Below are 19966 nucleotides of genomic sequence, written 5' to 3' on the forward strand. Positions count from 1 at the left end.
TTGCGTGAAAAACAAGAAATATCGTCTATTGGACTTTACCCATTGGCGTTTTTTTAAGACAATAGTGGCAGTTTTTGAAAGATGGTTTCTCATCTTCTCTCATCTTATTTGATTTAATCGGATTCTGACTTATGACAACCCCTTTAAATGAACGTCGTATTGCAAATGCAATTCGTGTCTTGGCAATGGATGCTGTGCAACAAGCAAACTCAGGGCATCCAGGTGCACCAATGGGGATGGCAGATATCGCTGACGTGGTTTGGCGTGAATTTTTAAATCATAACCCGACCAACCCGCAATGGACGAACCGTGATCGCTTCGTATTGTCAAATGGTCATGGCTCTATGTTGCAATATGCGTTATTGCATTTGACTGGTTATGATTTATCTATTGAAGATTTAAAACAGTTCCGTCAATTACATTCTAAAACACCAGGTCACCCTGAATATGGTTATGCACCTGGTATTGAAACAACAACTGGTCCATTAGGTCAGGGGATTGCCAATGCAGTTGGTTTCGCACTTGCTGAAAAAACTTTGGCTGCACAGTTCAACAAAGACGATTTAAACGTTGTTGATCACTTCACTTACTGCTTCCTTGGCGATGGCTGCTTAATGGAAGGTATTTCTCACGAAGTATGTTCACTTGCGGGGACTTTAGGTCTTGGTAAGTTGATCGCATACTACGATGACAACGGTATCTCGATTGATGGTGAAGTGGAAGGTTGGTTCAGTGATGATACTGAACAACGTTTCAATGCATACGGTTGGCAAGTTCTTCATATAGATGGTCATGATGCTGCTGCAATTCGCCAAGCAACTCTTGAAGCAAAAGCTGAAACCAATAAACCAACGATCATTATCTGTAAAACGATTATTGGTCTAGGTTCACCAAACAAACAAGGTAAAGAAGATTGCCACGGCGCACCATTGGGTAAAGACGAAATCGTTTTAACCCGTGAAGCATTAGGCTGGAAAGAAGATTCATTTGTTATTCCTGAAGATGTATATGCAGCTTGGGATGCAAAAGCAAAAGGTCAAACATCTGAAGCAGCATGGAATGAATTGTTTGCTCAATACCAAGCAAAATATCCAACTGAAGCAGCAGAATTATTACGCCGTATCAATGGTGATTTGCCAGCTGAGTTTGCAGCACAAGCAGATGCTTTCATTGCTGAAACCAATGCTAAAGCTGAAACTATTGCGACACGTAAAGCAAGCCAAAATACATTACAAGCATTTGGTCCATTACTTCCTGAATTATTAGGTGGTTCTGCTGACTTGGCGGGTTCTAACCTAACACTTTGGAAAGGTTGCCAAGGCGTACAGGAAAATCCAGCGGGCAACTACGTGTATTACGGTGTTCGTGAATTCGGTATGACTGCAATTGCGAATGGTGTGGCTTTACATGGTGGTTTCGTTCCTTACGTTGCAACATTCTTGATGTTTATGGAATATGCGCGTAATGCCGTGCGTATGTCTGCATTGATGAAGCAACGTGTGATTCATGTTTATACACATGACTCGATCGGTTTGGGTGAAGATGGTCCTACGCATCAACCAATTGAACAAATTGCATCATTACGCGGTACGCCAAACTTAAATACATGGCGCCCATGTGACACAGTTGAAGCAGCGGTTTCTTGGAAATCTGCACTTCAACGTAAAGATGGTCCATCAGCGTTAATTTTCTCTCGTCAAAACTTACCATTCCAAGCACGTAATGAAGCTCAAATTCAAAACGTTGCAAAAGGTGGTTATGTGCTTGCTGAAGAAAAAGGCGAGTTAAAAGCAATCATTATCGCGACTGGTTCAGAAGTTTCATTGGCAATGGAAGCATACGCACAACTTGAAGGTGTGCGTGTTGTGTCTATGCCATGTGCTGAAGAGTTCATGAAGCAAGATGCTGCATATCGTGAAGCGGTATTGCCTGCACATATTCGTGCACGCGTAGCAGTTGAAGCGGCTCATGTGGATTACTGGTGGAAGTTTGTTGGTTTAGACGGCAAAGTGATCGGTATGACGACTTATGGCGAATCTGCACCAGCAAAAGACTTGTTCCAATTCTTCGGTATTACCACTGAAGCGGTTGTTGCTGCGGTTAAAGAATTGACTGCTTAATTGAATTAAGTGGTATAAAAAAGCGTCCTGAATAGGGCGCTTTTTTTATGTGATTAAATGGAATATAAAATGAGAAGGTTTGCATTATCAAATAAAAAAGAACGGGGAATTCCACGTAAATTAAGAAATCTTAAGTATTGGAGTGAAAGTTTTAAAGGGTGTTTCCCTGATTTAGATGGGTATGAAGAACGATATTATAATTGGAAAATACCTGTAGCTATGAATTTAGTTCAGGGAACGCATGCTCAACAAGAAATAAAGGCACAGTGTGCCCAGTATCTAATTAATGCATGTCAGTATTTAATTGAGGCAAAACCTGTTGGTATGAAATTCTGTAAAGTCGTATGTGTCATTATTCAGCCTGATATGTTTGCTAGCGAAATTTGTTTGTATCTAGATGAAGATTATTTTAACTCCCATACTTTGTCAGCAGAATATTACGATCCTCAATATCTTTTAGCGGATGACATGAGCTTATCTCGGAGATGGGGATTGGACGTTCCTGAGAAAATCAAGGAGCGAGGAATACTTATTCATTATATTGATCCAATGGATGAAGCAGATAATTATAGAGCTGATCAGTGGTACTTTATTGAAACTTGAAAGACTGAGGTATTGTGATGAGAAAGGAGTTCGAACTTCATGCTTTTGATGAAATATTAAATAAGGTCAAATCTTTATACTTTTTTAATTTGAACGTAGATAAAAGATTTTGGCAACATGCTGAATATGATTTTTTGATTCGTTTTCTCCACGAAAGTTCAAAGATAAAGGAGCATAAAAAGAGTGTTGATAACTATTCTTCTCGATTACATTCCTATTTTGATAAAGTAATTCAAAATAGACTTAAGCTAGATATAAATAAATCATCATTAAAATTAGAAGGCAAAATTTTAGCTTTCAATGTTTATTTAACCATGTTTGATAGTTTGGGTGAGGGTGAAACAGGTGGCTTTATCGACGGTTGCGATACTCCACCACCTGAATTTTGGATTCATTTTGATGGTGAAAATTTATATTCATTTATTCCTGCTGAATTCATCGAAATAGTAAATTCAGCAATAGAAGCTTCTATGGGTGAATCATTAGTATGGTATACAGATTTGATTGAAATTTAATAAAACTATCTATTCAACAGTTAAGTCTGTCTGAATCGAAATATTTGAAGTCAATAATTTATGAATCGGGCAGCTTTCTGCGACTTTTAACAAACGTTTGTGCTGCTCTTCAGTAAATTCACCTTTTAAGATAATTTTACGTTCAATATTATTTTGACCTGACTCAGGCTCCCCATTCGGATTCAGTGCTAAATCAACCTGAACATGCTCAAGCTTGATGCCCTTATGGTTGGCATACATTTCTAAGGTAATGGTTGTGCACGCACCTAAAGCGGAAAGTAACAGCTGAACTGGATTTGGCGCGGTATCTTGCCCACCTTTGTCTGTAGGTTCATCTGCATACCAGCTATGACCAGAAGCGTCTGTAAGCGTAACACGATAAGGCGTTGAAGTATTTTGAGCTTGAACTGTATGAGTCATATTCTACCTTGTTGTTTATCTTTAAGAATTTAAATCTAAATTTATCAATTGATCATGTTATTTCTCAGATCAATTGTCGAGTAGCGAATGGTCTTATAATAGGCGTTTTAAATAACAACTGTAACGCTTTTATTGTTGCATGGATGAAACATATCGTTTTATAAAGACTAGTGAATAAAAATACTTGATCTATACACTAATGGCTATATCAAACAAGGATACGAAAAATGCAATTTAAAACATTAAGCCTCGGTTTAGCAGTCGCGTTAGCAAGTTCAGTAACTTTGGCAGCGCCTGTAGACTATAAAATTGACCCAACGCATACAGCGACTGTATTCAGCTGGAATCACTTTGGTTTTTCTACCCCAAGTGCAAACTTCACTGACATCCAGGGTGTGATCAAGGTTGATAATGCAAAACCTGCAAATTCATCAGTTGAAGTGACTATCCCTTTAAGCAGCGTAAATACCAATGTTCCTGCTTTAGACAAAGAATTTCAGGAAGAAGCATGGTTTAATGTTGCAAAATATCCAAACATTACTTTCAAAAGTACCAAAGTAGAAACCAAAGACAAAAAGCACTTTAAAATTACAGGTGATTTGACTGTTAAAGGTGTGACTAAGCCTGTGGTATTAGATGCTGTGCTTAATAAACAAGGTGAGCACCCAATGGCAAAAGTACCTGCAATTGGCTTTAATGCGACCACTAGTTTTAACCGTTCAGCATTTGGTATCGGCAACTATGTGCCTAACGTGGGTGATAAGATCACTGTAAATATTACAACTGAAGCAACTGCTGCAAAGTAATATCGGAATTTAACAAAAAAGCCTGAATGATCAGCTCATTCGGGCTTTTTTATTTGCTTATTATTCATATTTTATTAATATACTAATATTTTATTATTATCAGAATACTAATTTTTTATGAGAAATCGTTACGTTTAACTGTGCTTTATCTTGGAACGACGTTTAGATTGATAAATATAACGAATTGAATCGACCACTTCACCAACGAAAATACATTCTTCATCTAAGGGAATAATATTAGGTTTAAATTCTGGATTCAGCGCCTGTAAATATCTTGAATTATCGGTTTCGATCACCAGTTTCTTGAAGGTTGCATCTTCATGTTTTCTGACCACAATCATGTCACCTGACTGCATATCACTATACTGGACTGTTGGATCAACCAGAATATAATCGCCTTCATGAAATACTGGATAATTACTTAAGCCTTGAACTTTAAGGTAAAAGCATTCATCACAATCATCGGGCAGCGGGAGCCATTCTTCAACTTGAGTCATATCAACAGATTGTACATTGGTAAAAATACCTGCTTGTACCCATGACAAGACAGGTGCCATCTTGGCCTGAACAGGCGAAATATTAATAGAATGTTCAGATTGTGTTGGATCTAGTTCAGCCTGACCTTCGCCTGTTTGTAGCCAATAAGCATCCACACCTAAAAATTTGGCAATAGAGGGTAGATGAGAGGATGAACTGACCAATCCTGTTTCTAGTTGACTTAAAGCGGATTGAGTAATCCCCACAGCTGCAACCACATCTTTTTGAGACTTCTTCGCTCTTTTTCTAGCTTCTTTGAGCCTATCTTTTAGCATTTCAATCGACCTCAAATTCATTGAATTCAGAATATTAGCAAACTAATGTGAAGTCAAATTAGTATTCTTATTGATTTAATATTAGTTTGCTAATATTATGGGTGTGTTATTTAAATTTCAATGTTGGAGGTAGAGTATGAGTAAGGCAATTAACCCAAACATGCATATCAAACAAAACTTAAATGCTGAAATTGAAGCTTGGCTGGCAAAAGGCAATGCAATCACGACGATTCAAAGTAAATTTCAAGCGCGAAGAGTGGAATACAGCAAAAAACTAAAAGCGATGCGACTAGAAGATGAGCAGAAACAATTAAAAAAACAAAAGCGTATCGAAAATCAGGCAACCGAACAACAAATCACAATGCTTAGCAGTTGGCTTAATGAACATAAGGGGCGAGCTAAAGCTTTGGTCGAAGTTCTCGGTTGCGCGCATAGTTATATTTCTCAAATCAAGAGCTTTACCCGACCGTGTAGCAAGGCTCGATTTGAAGAAATTAAGCATGCTATCCACCGTGTGGAGCAAGGAGAAAAATATCTTTAAAGCACATATTCAAAAGTTAAGTAGGGCTGCGTTATGCAGTAAATAAAGTCATTGGATGCGGAAGCAAGCATGAAAATGATGATTCAAATTGGCAGAAGATCTATCACTTTAAGGACAACATAGATCACGCCAGAAAAATAAATAATGAGATGAGGTGAAAAGATGAATGCAATGGTGACTAAGTTTGAAAAATTTGAGTGGTTAACACACGGTTTAAATGTACGTTCTTCAGGATTTGATCACTATGTGCGTGGTACAGGTGAGCGTTTAAACTATCAGGATCGTCTGGGTGCAATCGCTGCGATGGATACACAGTTGGCGAAGTCTGTAACTGCGCTAATTGTATTTGAAAATAAAACCGCCAGTGATTATGAATATGTTCGTCAGCATTTGGCTGATATTTTTATTGAACAGGCCGTAAGGGATAAGAAGCGTGAACCAGAACGCATTGCAATGTATCACTTGGCCTGGTTAGTGGCCAGAATGGTTTTAGACTTCGTTTTAGACCCCGATCTGGAAGAAAATTACACTGCGAAAGGACGTATGGCTTATGCAGGAATTCATCGTCATCAGATCAATGTAGAGAGCTATAGAAAAACTTGGAAAGCCTATGAAAATCTGATGGTTAAAACACTTGAAGCAGCAATTGAAGAAGCTGAAATTGTAATTGAGCAATATCGAAAAAACACTTACAAAAATATGCATAACTAAGGATTCCATTATTTCGGAAAGCACGCTATAGTTTTACTATACTGGTCGTATTAAAGATTAAATATGACAAAACTGAAAAGCTCATCAACAGATGGGCTTTTTTGTTGCCTAAAGAAAACTCGGTACCGTAATGGAGACCGAGTTTTTTTATATCTAAAACCTGAAAAAGGTTTGAAATTTATAAAGAATTTGAGGTGATTGAAGATGAATAGTATCAACAATACAAATAATATTCCGTATTTAGATCAAGGCGTAACACATTTTTCTCCTGCCGATATTGTCCCATCTAGCATGAAAATGACGCCAGATGCGGTTGGTGTGACCTTGATGGAATCTAACCCGTATCTAGGTTCATTAAATGTTATTAATGATATGCAGGAGCCCACATTGACTTATGATGATTATCAGTTAATTGAGTCACGAAATATGCTTATTGTGACGGAGGCCAAGTTTATACCAGATATGACTGCATTCCGTCCTGCAAACATGCAAGGAATGATCGAGCCTCTACAGGCAGATCGTGACTATAAAATTATGATTGGTGAGCAGGCTGAGACCCTGATTCTTTTTAAGAATGATCATGACCATGTCACGCTCAGTATCGAGGGTAAACGAGTTGCGATGTTCAGTAGTATATCGCTGCCGATCACCCTGAATGATTTTAATAAAATCGAGAATTTGGTGATTCGGGTAACAGAAAACGCTGTACAGTTGCTCAAAATCAATGATAAGACCGTTCACGCACAGACCTATCAGTTAGATAAGAATTTTGATCATGTGTTGCTGGAAGCCACTGAGTTGCCTTATGACCTTTCAAATGTATTTATCCAGTTGGGATGGGCCAATCAACTGACCAATGCGCCATTTTTATCTGCCTATTTTCAGGCATGTCAGGGTAAATTTTCGTTGAGCAACTCAAATGCACCACATCATGCTTTTATGATTGTCGGACTTGCGCATCAACCCGAAAAAAAGTGGATTGCTGATCAGGTGAAACAGGGATTTGTTATTTACAGTTTGTTTGTAGACGAGAAGTTCACGGTGATATTAGGGGATTATGGCAGCATGGATAACGTCACCTTTATGCAAGATGAGCCTTCTTTAAATCCAGTTGTCACTTTTGAAATTACGGGAAAGCATTCCATGAATGTTTATATCGATGAAAAACTGGTCGGGAGTTGGGTTTCAAGTCATGGATTGGAATTACCAGAATTTTATCAAGTCATTGCACTGGATGGGCTGACTCAACTGGATTTTGATTTAAGAGAAGCATATGCAGCAATTGGAGAAGAGGTCTGTGCTGTAAATACAAACAATGCAAAAACTTATGACTCAGTGCATAAATACAAGGTTTCGCCTAAGCGAATGAGAACAGGTCATTATTTACCTTTTTATCATTCGCCGCATTTGCCGCTTTCTCCACTGTGATTTATTAAATGAGTTGGCCTCCCACACGGGAGGTTTTTTTATAGATAAAACATTTGATGTGATAGGGAGTGAATAACAAGAGTGATGACTTCAATAAGAATAAGTCGGCTGCTTTATAAAATTATCGTATTTAAATAATGCCCTGTATTTCTCAGGGCTTTTCTTTTTGGAGGAGGAAAATGGTAGATCTCGTTTCAGCGGGTGCAGATATTGCAGCCGCAATAAAATCCTATGGTGTGTTTTTTATTGTCTTGATGGCGCTAAGCTTCATGCTTTTGGCCTGGATTGTTGTTGTGATGACACGGTTGCCAAAATCTAGGCGGGAGTGGGTGGTTTCATTAATTTCTACTTCGGTCGGCAGTATTGCTGGCGGTGGTTTTGTGATTCAGCATTTTGACTTGCAAGACTGGAGTAAGAATATGTTTGGCGCATTCGCCCTTGGTGGCTTGTATTTCCTTTGCGGCTTACCTGTGTGGGCACTCATTCGCTGGACTTTTAACTATATCAATGCAAGAGAGGATTCAACGATTCTAGACGTTGCAAGAGAAGTGAAAGACTTTAAAGACAAATTCTAACAATACAATTCAATCAACTACCGCCTCAGGGCGGTTTTTTTATTTTTATAAGGAAAAAATCATGACAATAATTCAAAACGGTTTCGATATTTTACGTGAAGCTTTTGGAAAACTTAATCAGGCTCAAGTGGATGGAATTAATTTTCTTGTTTCTGTTTTAGAGGAACATCAGGAGTTGAGTCTGGCGCAAGCGGCCTATATTTTGGCAACGGCTTGGCATGAAACAGCGAAAACCATGCAACCTGTCATTGAGTACGGTTCTGAAAAATATCTGAAGTCAAAACAATATTATCCTTATATCGGATATGGCTATGTGCAGCTGACATGGTTGTCCAACTATAAGCGTATGGGTGATTACCTAAAAATTGATTTAGTCAAAAATCCAAAACTTGCTTTACAGGCTGACATCGCGGCACGGGTCATGATCGTTGGCATGAAAAAGGGTATGTTTACAGGTAAAAGACTTTCTGACTACATCAATCAACATAAAAAGGATTATGTAGGCGCACGTTACATTGTCAATGGAACAGATAAAGCTGAACTCATCGCAGGCTATGCTGAAATCTTTGAAAAGGCTTTAGAGGCTTCTGAGGAGCTTGTTTGTCATTAAATGACTGCGTTGAATGTGAATGTATTCACTTTAAAATTCTACCATCATCTATGAGCGCTCAGCTTTAACTAAGGCTGAGCGCTAAAGCTATTATGCGGTCGCATTAAATGCTTCTGCATAAACCACATCGCCGTGAGGCATTTTTTCTGTGAAAGAAAGTGTCTGGAAATATTCTGCGGGAACACCTAGTAAAACAAGTTCTGGCTTCGCTTTAAAGCCGAAGCGAGCATAATATTCAGGATCGCCCAGTAATACACAGCCAGCAGCCTTTAATGTTTTCAGCTTATCTAAACCCGCATGGATTAGCTGAGAGCCAACCCCTTGATTTTGAAATTCAGGTTGTACAGAAACAGGCCCTAATCCGTACCAGTCAGTTGTTCCATCCGAGATAGAAACAGGGGAAAACGCAATATGTCCAATGATTTGGCCTTCATACTCAGCGACTAGCGATACGGTCAATTGTTGAGAGTCGCGTAAAGCATTGACAATAAATTGCTCTGTATGACTCGAATATTCTATATCTTTAAAAGCCGCTTGAGTGAGTTTAAAAATATTGGGAACGTCAGATGGTTGTTCATTTCGAATAGATATATTCATTATGATCTCTTGCTGATTTTAGTACCAAAAATCTTCAGCTTTATTTGAACTGAATTGATAATTGCTACAAGATAGCTTAAAGGGAATATTTAAAAATCAATAAAGTACTATACCTACAATGTTTCAAAAATCGTTTTTATTTTTTAGAATGTTTTTCTTTGAGATGTAAATAAGCGGGAATCGATTTCTTGGCCTGTCGACGTAGCATCATTTTAATGTAAAGCACAATCGCGAAGCAGGCGGTCGCAACTGTTAGCATCAAGCCATTCATATAACTCATGATTGAGCTGACATAACCTATCGTGGCTAAGCGGCGTTGCATTCGTTCAACCTGAGTACTGGATTCAACACCCGTAATCGCCCAGGTACATAAGTGTTCACAGTTATTGATAATTAAATGATAGTGATTTTCATGCATGCGTGAGCGCATACGCCGTACCACCGCTTTAGCTTTATAGCGCGGAGAAGGGTAATGTCGCGTATAGATCGGTTTGCCACGTGCGAAACGCTGGATTGAAGTCATTTCGATCGGATGCTTTTTAAAAATATGAGCAAAACCAGAATAATGAATGACTCGACCGCGACCCGCATAGATCCCGTGATGGCTATAACCAAAGTGTTTGACGATCAGATGCGCGCCAAGGGAGAAATGTTGATGTTTGTGCTGCATGTTGATACAAGATTATTGTATTTACTTCCTTATTTTACTCAAAAACAGTGAACCAATCGAGTCTATTTCTTAGCTCAACCCAAGGAATATGTGTCTGGATTGTATCTGCTGTTTTCTCCCTATAAAAAGTTATGGGAAAATTGAGTAAGGAGTTTACTTTAAGAAATATGAATGATGAAAAAATGGTGGTTAGCAATCTGTACCTTTGCTTTTATGCCAATGGCTTATGCGATGCAACATCAAACAATCACCGTTGATAAGGTGAACTATGATGTGATTCAAGTTGAACATTTAAGCCAGCTAAAATTATTTTTAAAAAATCCCAATACGGGACGTTATTATCAGAAGTTCTCCAATATTCAGAAAGAATTGCCAGCTTGCAAACAATTAAGTTTTGCCATGAATGGTGGTATGTATCATGCCGATTTTCAGCCCGTGGGTTTATATATCGAGCAGGGCAAAGAAGCGACAAAATTAAATCAGGCGAAAGGTTTTGGTAATTTCTTTATGCAACCGAATGGTGTGGTCGCGTGGAATGAGCAGCGTGCAATAATCAAAACAACGGCTGATTATAAGGAGAGTGGTTTTAATGCTAAATTTGCAACACAATCCGGGCCGATGCTGCTCTATAAGGGCAAGATCAATCGCCAGTTCATTCCTGATTCAAATTCTTTAAAGATCAGAAATGGTGTCGGGGTTAAAGATAATCAGCTTTACTTTGTGATTTCGCAGCAGCGGGTAAGTTTTTATCAATTTGCCCAATTTTTTAAGCAACAACTAAAAGTGGATAATGCACTGTATCTGGATGGTTCAATTTCGAGTTTATATTTAACGCAAAATAAACGTCACGATAAAGCCTTTAATTTAGGTCCAATCGTTGCGGAAGTGGTGGAAAAAGCGGGGTGTCATTGAGACTCGAGCCTAACCTCCTGATGTAAAGAGGTTAGGCCAAGCTTGTTTCTTATTGGATCGGAGGTTTGATCAGCGCAAGTAATTCTTTGCGGCTGTAGCCTCGAGAAATCAGTACTTTCTTAATGCCTTTAATGACATCTTCATCTGTTGCTTTGACTAAAGCGTCGAGTAGCTGTTCATTGGTTTTGCAAGAACAATCGTTTTCAACGCAAGAAGTTTGATTCTTGTGTTCGTTATATTGTTCGTCTGCATTGAACAATTTTTGCCAAAAACTCATAGAGCCTTCATTTACAACCTAACATAGCTCGAAATATAGCCACTTTAAAATAAAATACAAGTCAGCTTAAGTGATAAAAGCAGCAGTTGAACCTCAATTTTTTCGATAACTCTTCTTATCTCAAACGAAATTATGACGGTATGATGACTTGACCTTTGAAAATTATCACTTTTTTATCAATATACTTTGAGCAAAAATAAAGGGTTATTGAAACCCTTTATTAATTATTGTTACGTTGAAATAATTTGTTTAAATCTTTTCAAGTAAAACGCCTGACTCAACATGATGAGTAAAAGGGAACTGATCGAACATTGCGAACTTCACAATTCGATGGGTTTGGGTCAGTGTGTTGAGGTTGTCATGTAAGGTATTTGGATTGCATGAAATATAGAGAATACGCTCGAATCCTTGTAGAAGTTTTAACGTTTCATCATCAATTCCTGCACGTGGCGGATCGACGAAAACCGTGTCAAAGTCATAGCTTTGAATGTTGATATTGGCTTCTTGCAAGCGTCTAAATTCACGTTCGCCCTGATAAGCCTGAGTAAATTCTTCCGCAGATAAACGTGCAACCTGAATATTTTCAATCTGGTTTTGTTCAATATTCCATTGCGCTGCATAAACCGAAGATTTTGCCAGCTCAGTGGCAAGGACACGTTTAAACTTCAAAGACAATGGCAGGGTAAAGTTGCCGTTACCACAATACAATTCTAAAAGATCTTTTTGAGATCCTTGTGCTGCATCACAAGCCCATTCCAACATATGTTGACAGACTTTTGCATTCGGCTGGGTAAAACTACTTTCAATTTGTTTGTATTTAAAAGTACGGCCATGAACATTCAACTGTTCAACCACATAGTCTTCGCCAATAATAACTTTTTGACCACGGCTACGGCCCATAATTTTAATATTCAGCTTTTCTGCTAACGCTTTAGCCGCTGTTTCCCATTCTTCATCCAGTTTACGATGATAAATCAGCGTAACCAGCATTTCTCCGCTTAATGTAGCAAGAAAGTCCGCTTCAAAAATACGTTGCGATAAAATAGGGACTGCTTTTAATTCTTCTAACAGACGAGGCATCAAGTCATTAATGCTTTGATCCGCGATAGGAAACTCATCCACACGAACAACGTCTTTTTGCTTACCATCTTCAGCACGTTCAAACATGGCATAGAACATATCGTCTTCTGTATGCCAGATACGAAATTCGGCACGCATACGGAAATGTTGTTCTGGTGATTGAAACACTTCTAAAGCTGGTGGATTGAACGGAGCAAACTGTACGGTGATTCGTTCAACTTTCTCTTGAAGTTGCTGCTGGTAAGAGATGGTCATAAACAAGAAAACTATAGGTGAAATCTAAACAGGAATGGTATCAAAAAAAGTGCTACAAGGTGCAGGGAAATTATCAAATTTGCTTATTTGTAAGATGGTTCCTGATTTAGAACATTTTCAATAAATATCGATTTAAGCTCACGATATTGTTGTGGTGAGAAACCTGAACATCTTTGTTTGAGCTGATTGTATTGCTGGACTAGGTCTGGATGATGTCGCAATTGATCTCGGAAGGTGAGAAAGTTTTTAAATTCTGAGCCACTCACAACGATTTGCAATGCGACATCATGTTCCGAGGATTCAAGCATACACAGCTCTTGTGTGCGTAAAGTATCAAGTTTTTCCTTAAAATTAAGCTGTTCAATGGTCAGCACAAGATCTTTTGCTGATACTTCGATATAAATATCTAAATCACCTTTTGAAATCGCATTGGGTATAGCTGAGGAACCGATATGTTCAATCACGGCAAAAGGGATAAGCTGCTCGATCTTGTTTTTATAATCTTCGAAAAGCCGAGCGCAATTCGGCTGATATTCTGTGGACAAAAAGAACTGCATTAAAAGCGTCTCATTTTATTCTTGATATTATGTACTTCAAAATAATAAAAAACCCGAACCATGTAAACATGATTCGGGTCATTGAGAGATTCAGCATCTCTCGGAAAGGAGAATATTAGTCTTCAGATAAGGTCATCAAGCTTGCGTTACCACCAGCTGCTGCTGTATTCACGCTGATTGCGCGTTCAATCACAAGACGTTCTAATGGAATTTGCTCATTGGCTTGAAGCTGAGTAATTCCAACAATTGCGCCTGAACGGGCAGCAACTTTAGTTTGCAAATCTTGTAACTGTTCAACAGAACCATGATGAAGCACGGCATCAAAGGCATCTTTTTCAACACTTGAGATGACAGTGATCGCATCTAAAACATCTTTTGGTAAAGACGCTTTGTGTTTCACCAAGAATGCATTGTCTTTCAACACAGCCGCTGTACTGCTTACTGCGAAAATCGCAAGCAATTGTTGAAGCTGACTTGCATCATCATTGGCAATTGAAAGCACACGATGACGAGGCAGGATAATGTACTGGTTACTTTCGCCAGTCGGACCTTGCAACTCGTAGAATTTACCTACACCAAATGCTGGAATTGTAGGTACTGCTTGAGCCATGTGTTGTTTTGCCCAAGCCATCAAGCTTTGGTAAGCAACATTTGATACCGCATCAAAGTTAGAGATTTCAGCTTTCACCGCAAATGGGGTCGCCAATACTTTCTCTGAACAATGTTCCATCAAGCGGTACATATAAAGTGGACCACCAGCTTTCGGACCAGTACCAGACAAGCCTTCACCACCAAATGGTTGTACGCCTACCACTGCACCGACGATATTACGGTTGATATATAAGTTACCCACTTCCGCACGTTGAATCACCGTATTAATGGTTTCATCGATACGGGTATGTAGACCCATGGTCAAGCCGTAACCTTTTGCATTGATACGATCGATCAACTGCTCAAGCTCACCGTATTTATACGTGATGATGTGGAGTACAGGACCAAATACTTCACGCTCAAGGTCATCAAGGTTTGGTAATTCGATTGCTGTTGGCGGAACAAAAGTACCTTGTGCAAGTGCCTGTTGGCTTGCAGCATCGTTAAACATCAATTGATGAACAGGGTAACCCTTAGATTTCATCTTTTGAATGTGCGTATCGATGGTTTGTTTCGCTTCAGTATCGATGACAGGACCAATGTCAGTTTTTAAGATCGCTGGGTTACCTACGATCAACTGTTGCATTGCACCTTTCAGCATTTTGATAACGGTTGCAGCGCTGTCTTCTTGTACACATAAGATACGAAGTGCAGAACAACGTTGACCAGCACTGTCGAATGCAGAACTGACAACATCGAGAACCACTTGTTCAGTGAGTGCAGAAGAATCGACGATCATCGCATTCTGACCACCTGTTTCCGCGATTAACGGAATTGGTTGACCATTTGGAGATAAACGTTTTGCGACAGTCTTTTGCAAGATTTTTGCAACTTCAGTCGAACCCGTGAACATGATGCCCTGGATACGGTCATCTTGGCTCAATTGAGCACCTACAGTTTCACCGCGACCTGGAAGAAGTTGGACAACGCCGTGTGGCACGCCAGCTTCCCAAAGCATTTGTACGGCTTGTGCTGCAATCAATGGCGTCTGTTCAGCCGGTTTTGCAATAACACAGTTACCGCTCACTAATGCCGCTGCAATCTGACCAGAGAAAATCGCAAGAGGGAAGTTCCATGGGCTAATACACAATACAGTACCTAATGGCTTCACTTGTGCATTGGCAGGCAGGTTCTCAATTTGAGTTGCGTAGTAACGTAGGAAATCGACCGCTTCACGAACTTCTGCAATCGCATTGGCATAGGTTTTACCACTTTCGCGGCAAAGTAAAACCATAAGCTCCTGAATACGAGCTTCCATTAAGTCAGCCGCACGCTTTAAGCAAGCAGCACGTTCAACTTTATCGGTTGCAGCCCAGCTTTGTTCAGCTTGTACTGCAGCTTCTAATGCCAGTTGTACATCAGCGCTGGTTGCTTCGTTAACATAACCCACAACTTCGCTGTTTTGTGCAGGGTTTGTAATTGCAAGTGCATTACTTTGCTCGTGAACCGTTGATTCAAAACCAAGTAATGGTGCACTTTTCCAAATCTGGCTGCGTAGCTTTTGTGCAGTCGCATCCAAATCCGCTAATGGTTGATCGTTATTGAGATCAAAACCACTTGAGTTTGGACGTAATGGATAAAGATCATGCGGAAGTGGAATTGCAGGGTGTTTTAAACCAAGCTGGCCTTCATCTTTCGCTGAAGTCTCGATGTCTTTGATTGGAGACTGAATGAGGTCTTCAACTTTTAGAGTCTTATCTGCAATACGGTTAACGAATGAAGTATTGGCACCATTTTCAAGTAAACGACGAACCAAGTAAGCCAATAATGTTTCATGGTTACCTACAGGTGCGTAAACACGACATGGAACACCAAGTTTATTGTCTTCTTTAGAACCTACCACTTGCTCGTACAATGGCTCACCCATACCGTGCAAGCATTGGAATTCGTATTGACCTGGGTAATATTTGCTTGGATCTGCCAGATTGTAAATCGTTGCAAGTGATTGCGCGTTGTGTGTCGCAAACTGCGGATACACTTGATCTGGTGCAGCAAGTAATTTTTTCGCACACGCAATGTAGGACAAATCCGTGTGAACTTTACGGGTAAACACAGGGTAGTCAGTCATACCATCAATCTGTGCTTTCTTGATTTCGCTGTCCCAATACGCACCTTTCACCAAACGAATCATCAGACGTTTGTTGCTGCGTTTTGCAAGATCAACGATATAATCTACAACGTAGAAACAACGTTTTTGGTAAGCTTGAATAACGAAACCAATGCCTTTCCAATCCGAAAGTTTTGGTTCGAAACATAGGCGTTCAAGCAATTCGAGTGAAATTTCCAGACGTTCAGATTCTTCAGCATCGATGTTTAAACCGATATCGTATTGTTTTGCCAAGCATGCGAGTTCAAAAACCTTGTTGTAAAGTTCATGATGAACACGGTCGATTTGCGCACGTTGATAACGTGGGTGCAATGCAGAAAGCTTGATTGAGATACCCGGGCCGTCATAGACACCACGACCATTCGATGCTTTACCAATAGCATGGATTGCTTGAGTGTAGTCGTTGTAATAACGCTCAGCATCATGTTCAGTTAGGGCAGCTTCACCCAACATGTCGTATGAGTAGCGGAAACCTTTGTGCTCAAATGGTTTAGCATGTTCAAGCGCTTCACCAATGGTTTCGCCAGTCACGAATTGCTCGCCCATCATACGCATTGCAACGTCAACGGCTTTACGGATAATACCGCGACCACTGCGTGCCAATAGACCAGTTAAAACACTTGATAAACTGGTTTGCTTTGGTGTTTCCATTAACTTACCAGTTAACATTAGACCCCAAGCAGCGGCATTGACGAACATCAGGTTACTTTGACCAACGTGTTCTTTCCAGTTGCCTTGGTTGATTTTGTCGCGAATCAATAAATCACGTGTTGCTGTATCTGGAATACGAAGCAATGCTTCAGCCAAACACATGAGTGCAACACCTTCTTGTGAAGAAAGTGAGAATTCTTGAAGTAAACCTTGAACGATACCAGCTTTACCCGCTGAACTTTTACGCTCACGTAAGTTGTGCGCTAAGCTAAATGCAAGCTCATAAATTTTATGGTCAAGTTCAGGAGAGATGTTGGCTGCTTCAGCAAGTACAGCGACTGCTTCAGGCTCTGCACGGCGCCATGCCGTATTGATGCGTTGCTCAAACTCACTTTTTTCTTTAAATTCGGTAATATAACCGTCTGCGTGAGCTGTATCCATTTGTGCGGGAGTATCCAATGTATTCATGCTAAATTCCAATAACAATCTCTAAAATATATTGAGCAGAGAGGTTTAGATAATTTATCATTACAGAATAAATCCCGAGTAACTCACTATAATTTGCTTATTTTTTAGAGGAAAATTCAGTTGAATGGCCCTATTTATACCTTAGATCGAACCGATCTGAAAATTCTGGATATTCTTCAAGCAGATGGAAGAATTTCTAACAGTAAATTAGCAGAACTCGTGAACCTTTCACCAACTGCGGTGATGGCGCGTGTGCAGAAGTTGACGAAGGATGAGTTTATCTTGGGCTATGAGGCAAAACTCAATCCGAATAAGCTCAACGCCAATTTTTTAGTCTTTGTTGAGGTACTGCTTGATAAGACCACACCGCATGTGCTGGATGATTTTATTGACGCAGTCACGCAATATCCCGAAATTGTAGAATGTCATATGGTCAGTGGTGGTTTTGATTTTCTGATTAAACTGCGTAGTGCGGGTATGGAAGAGTTTCGTCGTATTGCAGGGCAGATTTTATGGCAACTGCCTGGGGTGAAGGAAACACGTAGTTATCCAGTGATGCAGGTGGTGAAAGACAGTTCGAAAATAAAAATTAAATCGCGTACAAAATTTTAAATCAAAAAAGGGGCTCGAAAGCCCCTTAAATTTTTTCAGAAAAATTATTTCATTTCGCGTGCATAGATTTCATCAGCTTGTTCGAAGCGACTTGTTACAGCAGCATTTGGTGCTTTACCCAATAAGCTCACCACCACAATACTGATCAAGGCGAAAACGAAACCTGGAATAATCTCGTAGATACCGGTGTAGCCAAAGAAGTTTTTCCAAAGGATGACCGTCAAAGCACCCACAACCATACCTGCCAATGCGCCGTTCAAGGTCATGCGTTTCCAGAACAAAGAGAGCAGAATCAATGGACCGAATGCGGCACCAAAACCAGCCCAAGCATACGCAACTAAGCCAAGTACCTTACTTTCAGGGTTTTGGGCTAGGAAAAGCGCAAGCATTGCAACAGCGATAACCATTGAGCGACCGATCCAAACGAGTTCTTTTTGAGATGCGTTTTTACGGATAAAGCCCTTGTACAAATCTTCGGTTAACGCACTTGAACATACCAATAACTGACAGCTCAATGTACTCATAATTGCAGATAAAATCGCAGCAAGGATCACACCCACAACCCAAGGGTTGAACAATATTTTAGTGAGTTCCATGAACACAGTTTCAGGGTTAGCTGTTACTGCTGCTGCAAATTCAGGATGCATCTGGAAGTATGCAATACCGATGAAGCCTGAACCGACTGCACCCGCTAAGCAAAGAATCATCCAGGTCATACCAATACGGCGAGCCGCTGGAATTGATTTCACAGAATCAGCAGCCATGAAGCGTACAAGAATGTGTGGTTGACCAAAATAGCCTAGACCCCAAGCCGCAGCAGAAAGAATCGCAACAACACTCAAGTTGGTCGCAAAGTCAAATGCATGTGGGCGAACACTTTCGATAACGGCAGTAAACTCTTCCATGCCAATGCCTAAAGACATGTAGGTCACGATTGGAAGGAGTAATAATGCGAAAATCATTAAGCCTGCTTGGAAGGTATCTGTCCAGCTGATCGCAAGGAAGCCACCAATACAAACATAACCGATTGTTGCGAATGCACCGAGCCATAATGCTGTGCTATACGGCAATTGGAACAATGTTTCAAACAAACGTGCGCCAGCGACCATGCCAGAAGCACAATAAATCGCAAAGAATACAAGAATAATCAATGCAGATGTGACGCGTAGGATTTTCTTCTGGTCATCGAAGCGACCAGTAAAATAATCTGGTAAGGTGAGGGCATTATTTTGCACTTCGGTGTGTACACGTAAACGGCCAGCAACCAGATACCAGTTTAACCATGCACCAATAATCAAACCGATGGCAATCCACGATTCTGATAATCCAGTTAAGTAAATGGCCCCTGGTAAACCCATGAGTAACCAGCCACTCATATCTGATGCGCCTGCGGATAAAGCAGTAACAAAACTGCCTAGACTTCGGCCTCCAAGAATATAATCATCAAGATTTTTGGTAGAAAAATAGGCGTATAAACCGATGCCAAGCATGGCCAGAATATAGACCACGAATACAACAACTGTGGGATTCGAAAAATTCATAATGGATGCCTGTCCTTACATATCCATAATTTGCAATCACACCTGAATAGTAAAAAATGAATGACTATTCTTGGGATTGATAAGGTCACAGATTCAAGCATGAATGATTTTTAAAACACTGTTATTTTTATGTATTGTGTTTGTATTGTTTATGTAATAATAAATAAGTGTATGAATCTTAATTTTTTTATTCAAAAAAGTGACTTTTTTTTCTCCAAAAAAGTTTTTTGTTTTGATTGAAATTTAACCTAAATGTTTTCAAAAGTTACAAAATAGAAAAACTACAGTTGTAGATTAAATTTTAACTGTTAAAAAGTGATCAAAAATTTTGACACATGATGTTACAAGTGCAACATTTTAGAGAAAGTCCTTAATAAAAAAATATCAGGTTAAGCAGTTTTGCTAATGAAAAGTAGCTTGAAATATTTCATATTAATTCATTGCACT

At 39.6% G+C, this 19966-nt stretch carries 20 protein-coding genes; 11 read left to right on the forward strand and 9 right to left on the reverse strand.

The annotated features are described in order from the left end of the window. Window positions 1-131 precede the first annotated feature (131 nt). From tkt to IEV36_RS00345, 3 genes are all read left to right on the forward strand, one after another. Complete coding sequence (gene tkt / locus IEV36_RS00335; protein ID WP_005257141.1) at window positions 132-2120, forward strand: transketolase; 1989 nt, start codon at window positions 132-134, stop codon at window positions 2118-2120. A 69-nt stretch (window positions 2121-2189) separates the two neighbouring features. Next, window positions 2190-2723, forward strand: a complete 534-nt coding sequence (locus IEV36_RS00340; RefSeq protein ID WP_005257145.1) for a DUF3916 domain-containing protein — start codon at window positions 2190-2192, stop codon at window positions 2721-2723. A 17-nt stretch (window positions 2724-2740) separates the two neighbouring features. After that, window positions 2741-3238 (forward strand): hypothetical protein, encoded by a 498-nt coding sequence (locus IEV36_RS00345; protein WP_005257146.1) that lies wholly within the window; start codon window positions 2741-2743, stop codon window positions 3236-3238. 9 nt (window positions 3239-3247) lie between these two features. Here IEV36_RS00345 and IEV36_RS00350 read toward each other — a convergent pair whose 3' ends face one another. Continuing rightward, the gene (locus IEV36_RS00350) at window positions 3248-3658 is read right to left on the reverse strand and encodes an OsmC family protein (RefSeq protein WP_005257147.1); all 411 of its coding nucleotides are present in this window, start codon (window positions 3656-3658) and stop codon (window positions 3248-3250) included. A gap of 227 nt (window positions 3659-3885) precedes the next feature. Here IEV36_RS00350 and IEV36_RS00355 point away from each other — a divergent pair, with 227 nt between their 5' ends. After that, on the forward strand, window positions 3886-4464 hold the full coding sequence (locus IEV36_RS00355; protein ID WP_005257148.1) for a YceI family protein: 579 nt from the start codon (window positions 3886-3888) through the stop codon (window positions 4462-4464). A gap of 134 nt (window positions 4465-4598) precedes the next feature. On the opposite strand, the gene IEV36_RS00360 is transcribed toward IEV36_RS00355, so the two are convergent. Further along, entirely contained in the window at window positions 4599-5276 is a 678-nt protein-coding gene (locus IEV36_RS00360) for a LexA family protein (protein WP_004771815.1), read from the reverse strand. 136 nt (window positions 5277-5412) lie between these two features. Between IEV36_RS00360 and IEV36_RS00365 the strand changes: the two genes are divergently transcribed. The 5 genes from IEV36_RS00365 to IEV36_RS00385 all read left to right on the forward strand — a co-directional run bounded on the left by IEV36_RS00365 (window position 5413) and on the right by IEV36_RS00385 (window position 9141). Further along, complete coding sequence (locus tag IEV36_RS00365) at window positions 5413-5817, forward strand: hypothetical protein (RefSeq protein ID WP_005257149.1); 405 nt, start codon at window positions 5413-5415, stop codon at window positions 5815-5817. A 162-nt stretch (window positions 5818-5979) separates the two neighbouring features. Then, a complete protein-coding gene (locus IEV36_RS00370) occupies window positions 5980-6528 on the forward strand; it encodes a hypothetical protein (protein ID WP_005257150.1) in 549 nt (182 codons plus the stop codon). A gap of 204 nt (window positions 6529-6732) precedes the next feature. Continuing rightward, window positions 6733-7956, forward strand: coding sequence for a hypothetical protein (locus tag IEV36_RS00375; RefSeq protein WP_005257151.1), 1224 nt, complete (start codon window positions 6733-6735; stop codon window positions 7954-7956). Between the two features lie 179 nt (window positions 7957-8135). Next, entirely contained in the window at window positions 8136-8531 is a 396-nt protein-coding gene (locus IEV36_RS00380; protein ID WP_004771820.1) for a hypothetical protein, read from the forward strand. Between the two features lie 61 nt (window positions 8532-8592). After that, window positions 8593-9141: a hypothetical protein gene (locus tag IEV36_RS00385; RefSeq protein WP_005257152.1), complete on the forward strand. Its 549-nt coding sequence runs from the start codon at window positions 8593-8595 to the stop codon at window positions 9139-9141. A 90-nt stretch (window positions 9142-9231) separates the two neighbouring features. Here IEV36_RS00385 and IEV36_RS00390 read toward each other — a convergent pair whose 3' ends face one another. Both IEV36_RS00390 and IEV36_RS00395 read right to left on the reverse strand, forming a co-directional pair. Next, entirely contained in the window at window positions 9232-9738 is a 507-nt protein-coding gene (locus IEV36_RS00390; protein ID WP_005257153.1) for a GNAT family N-acetyltransferase, read from the reverse strand. 136 nt (window positions 9739-9874) lie between these two features. Continuing rightward, window positions 9875-10408: a lecithin retinol acyltransferase family protein gene (locus IEV36_RS00395; protein WP_005257156.1), complete on the reverse strand. Its 534-nt coding sequence runs from the start codon at window positions 10406-10408 to the stop codon at window positions 9875-9877. A gap of 174 nt (window positions 10409-10582) precedes the next feature. Between IEV36_RS00395 and IEV36_RS00400 the strand changes: the two genes are divergently transcribed. Continuing rightward, on the forward strand, window positions 10583-11320 hold the full coding sequence (locus tag IEV36_RS00400) for a phosphodiester glycosidase family protein (protein ID WP_005257158.1): 738 nt from the start codon (window positions 10583-10585) through the stop codon (window positions 11318-11320). A 49-nt stretch (window positions 11321-11369) separates the two neighbouring features. Here IEV36_RS00400 and IEV36_RS00405 read toward each other — a convergent pair whose 3' ends face one another. The 4 genes from IEV36_RS00405 to putA all read right to left on the reverse strand — a co-directional run bounded on the left by IEV36_RS00405 (window position 11370) and on the right by putA (window position 17366). Next, a complete protein-coding gene (locus IEV36_RS00405; RefSeq protein WP_004771827.1) occupies window positions 11370-11597 on the reverse strand; it encodes a hypothetical protein in 228 nt (75 codons plus the stop codon). Window positions 11598-11846: 249 nt separating this feature from the next. Next, window positions 11847-12932, reverse strand: a complete 1086-nt coding sequence (gene trmA / locus IEV36_RS00410) for a tRNA (uridine(54)-C5)-methyltransferase TrmA (protein WP_005257160.1) — start codon at window positions 12930-12932, stop codon at window positions 11847-11849. Window positions 12933-13015: 83 nt separating this feature from the next. Continuing rightward, the gene (locus IEV36_RS00415) at window positions 13016-13489 is read right to left on the reverse strand and encodes a GrpB family protein (RefSeq protein WP_005257161.1); all 474 of its coding nucleotides are present in this window, start codon (window positions 13487-13489) and stop codon (window positions 13016-13018) included. A gap of 115 nt (window positions 13490-13604) precedes the next feature. Beyond that, window positions 13605-17366 (reverse strand): trifunctional transcriptional regulator/proline dehydrogenase/L-glutamate gamma-semialdehyde dehydrogenase, encoded by a 3762-nt coding sequence (gene putA, locus IEV36_RS00420; RefSeq protein ID WP_005257162.1) that lies wholly within the window; start codon window positions 17364-17366, stop codon window positions 13605-13607. A 120-nt stretch (window positions 17367-17486) separates the two neighbouring features. Between putA and IEV36_RS00425 the strand changes: the two genes are divergently transcribed. Then, a complete protein-coding gene (locus tag IEV36_RS00425; RefSeq protein WP_004771832.1) occupies window positions 17487-17978 on the forward strand; it encodes an Lrp/AsnC ligand binding domain-containing protein in 492 nt (163 codons plus the stop codon). Window positions 17979-18022: 44 nt separating this feature from the next. On the opposite strand, the gene putP is transcribed toward IEV36_RS00425, so the two are convergent. Continuing rightward, on the reverse strand, window positions 18023-19519 hold the full coding sequence (gene putP, locus IEV36_RS00430; RefSeq protein WP_005257163.1) for a sodium/proline symporter PutP: 1497 nt from the start codon (window positions 19517-19519) through the stop codon (window positions 18023-18025). Window positions 19520-19966 lie beyond the last annotated feature (447 nt).

Origin of the sequence: Acinetobacter vivianii, from assembly GCF_014635885.1 — a bacterium.
Taxonomy (GTDB): domain Bacteria; phylum Pseudomonadota; class Gammaproteobacteria; order Pseudomonadales; family Moraxellaceae; genus Acinetobacter; species Acinetobacter vivianii.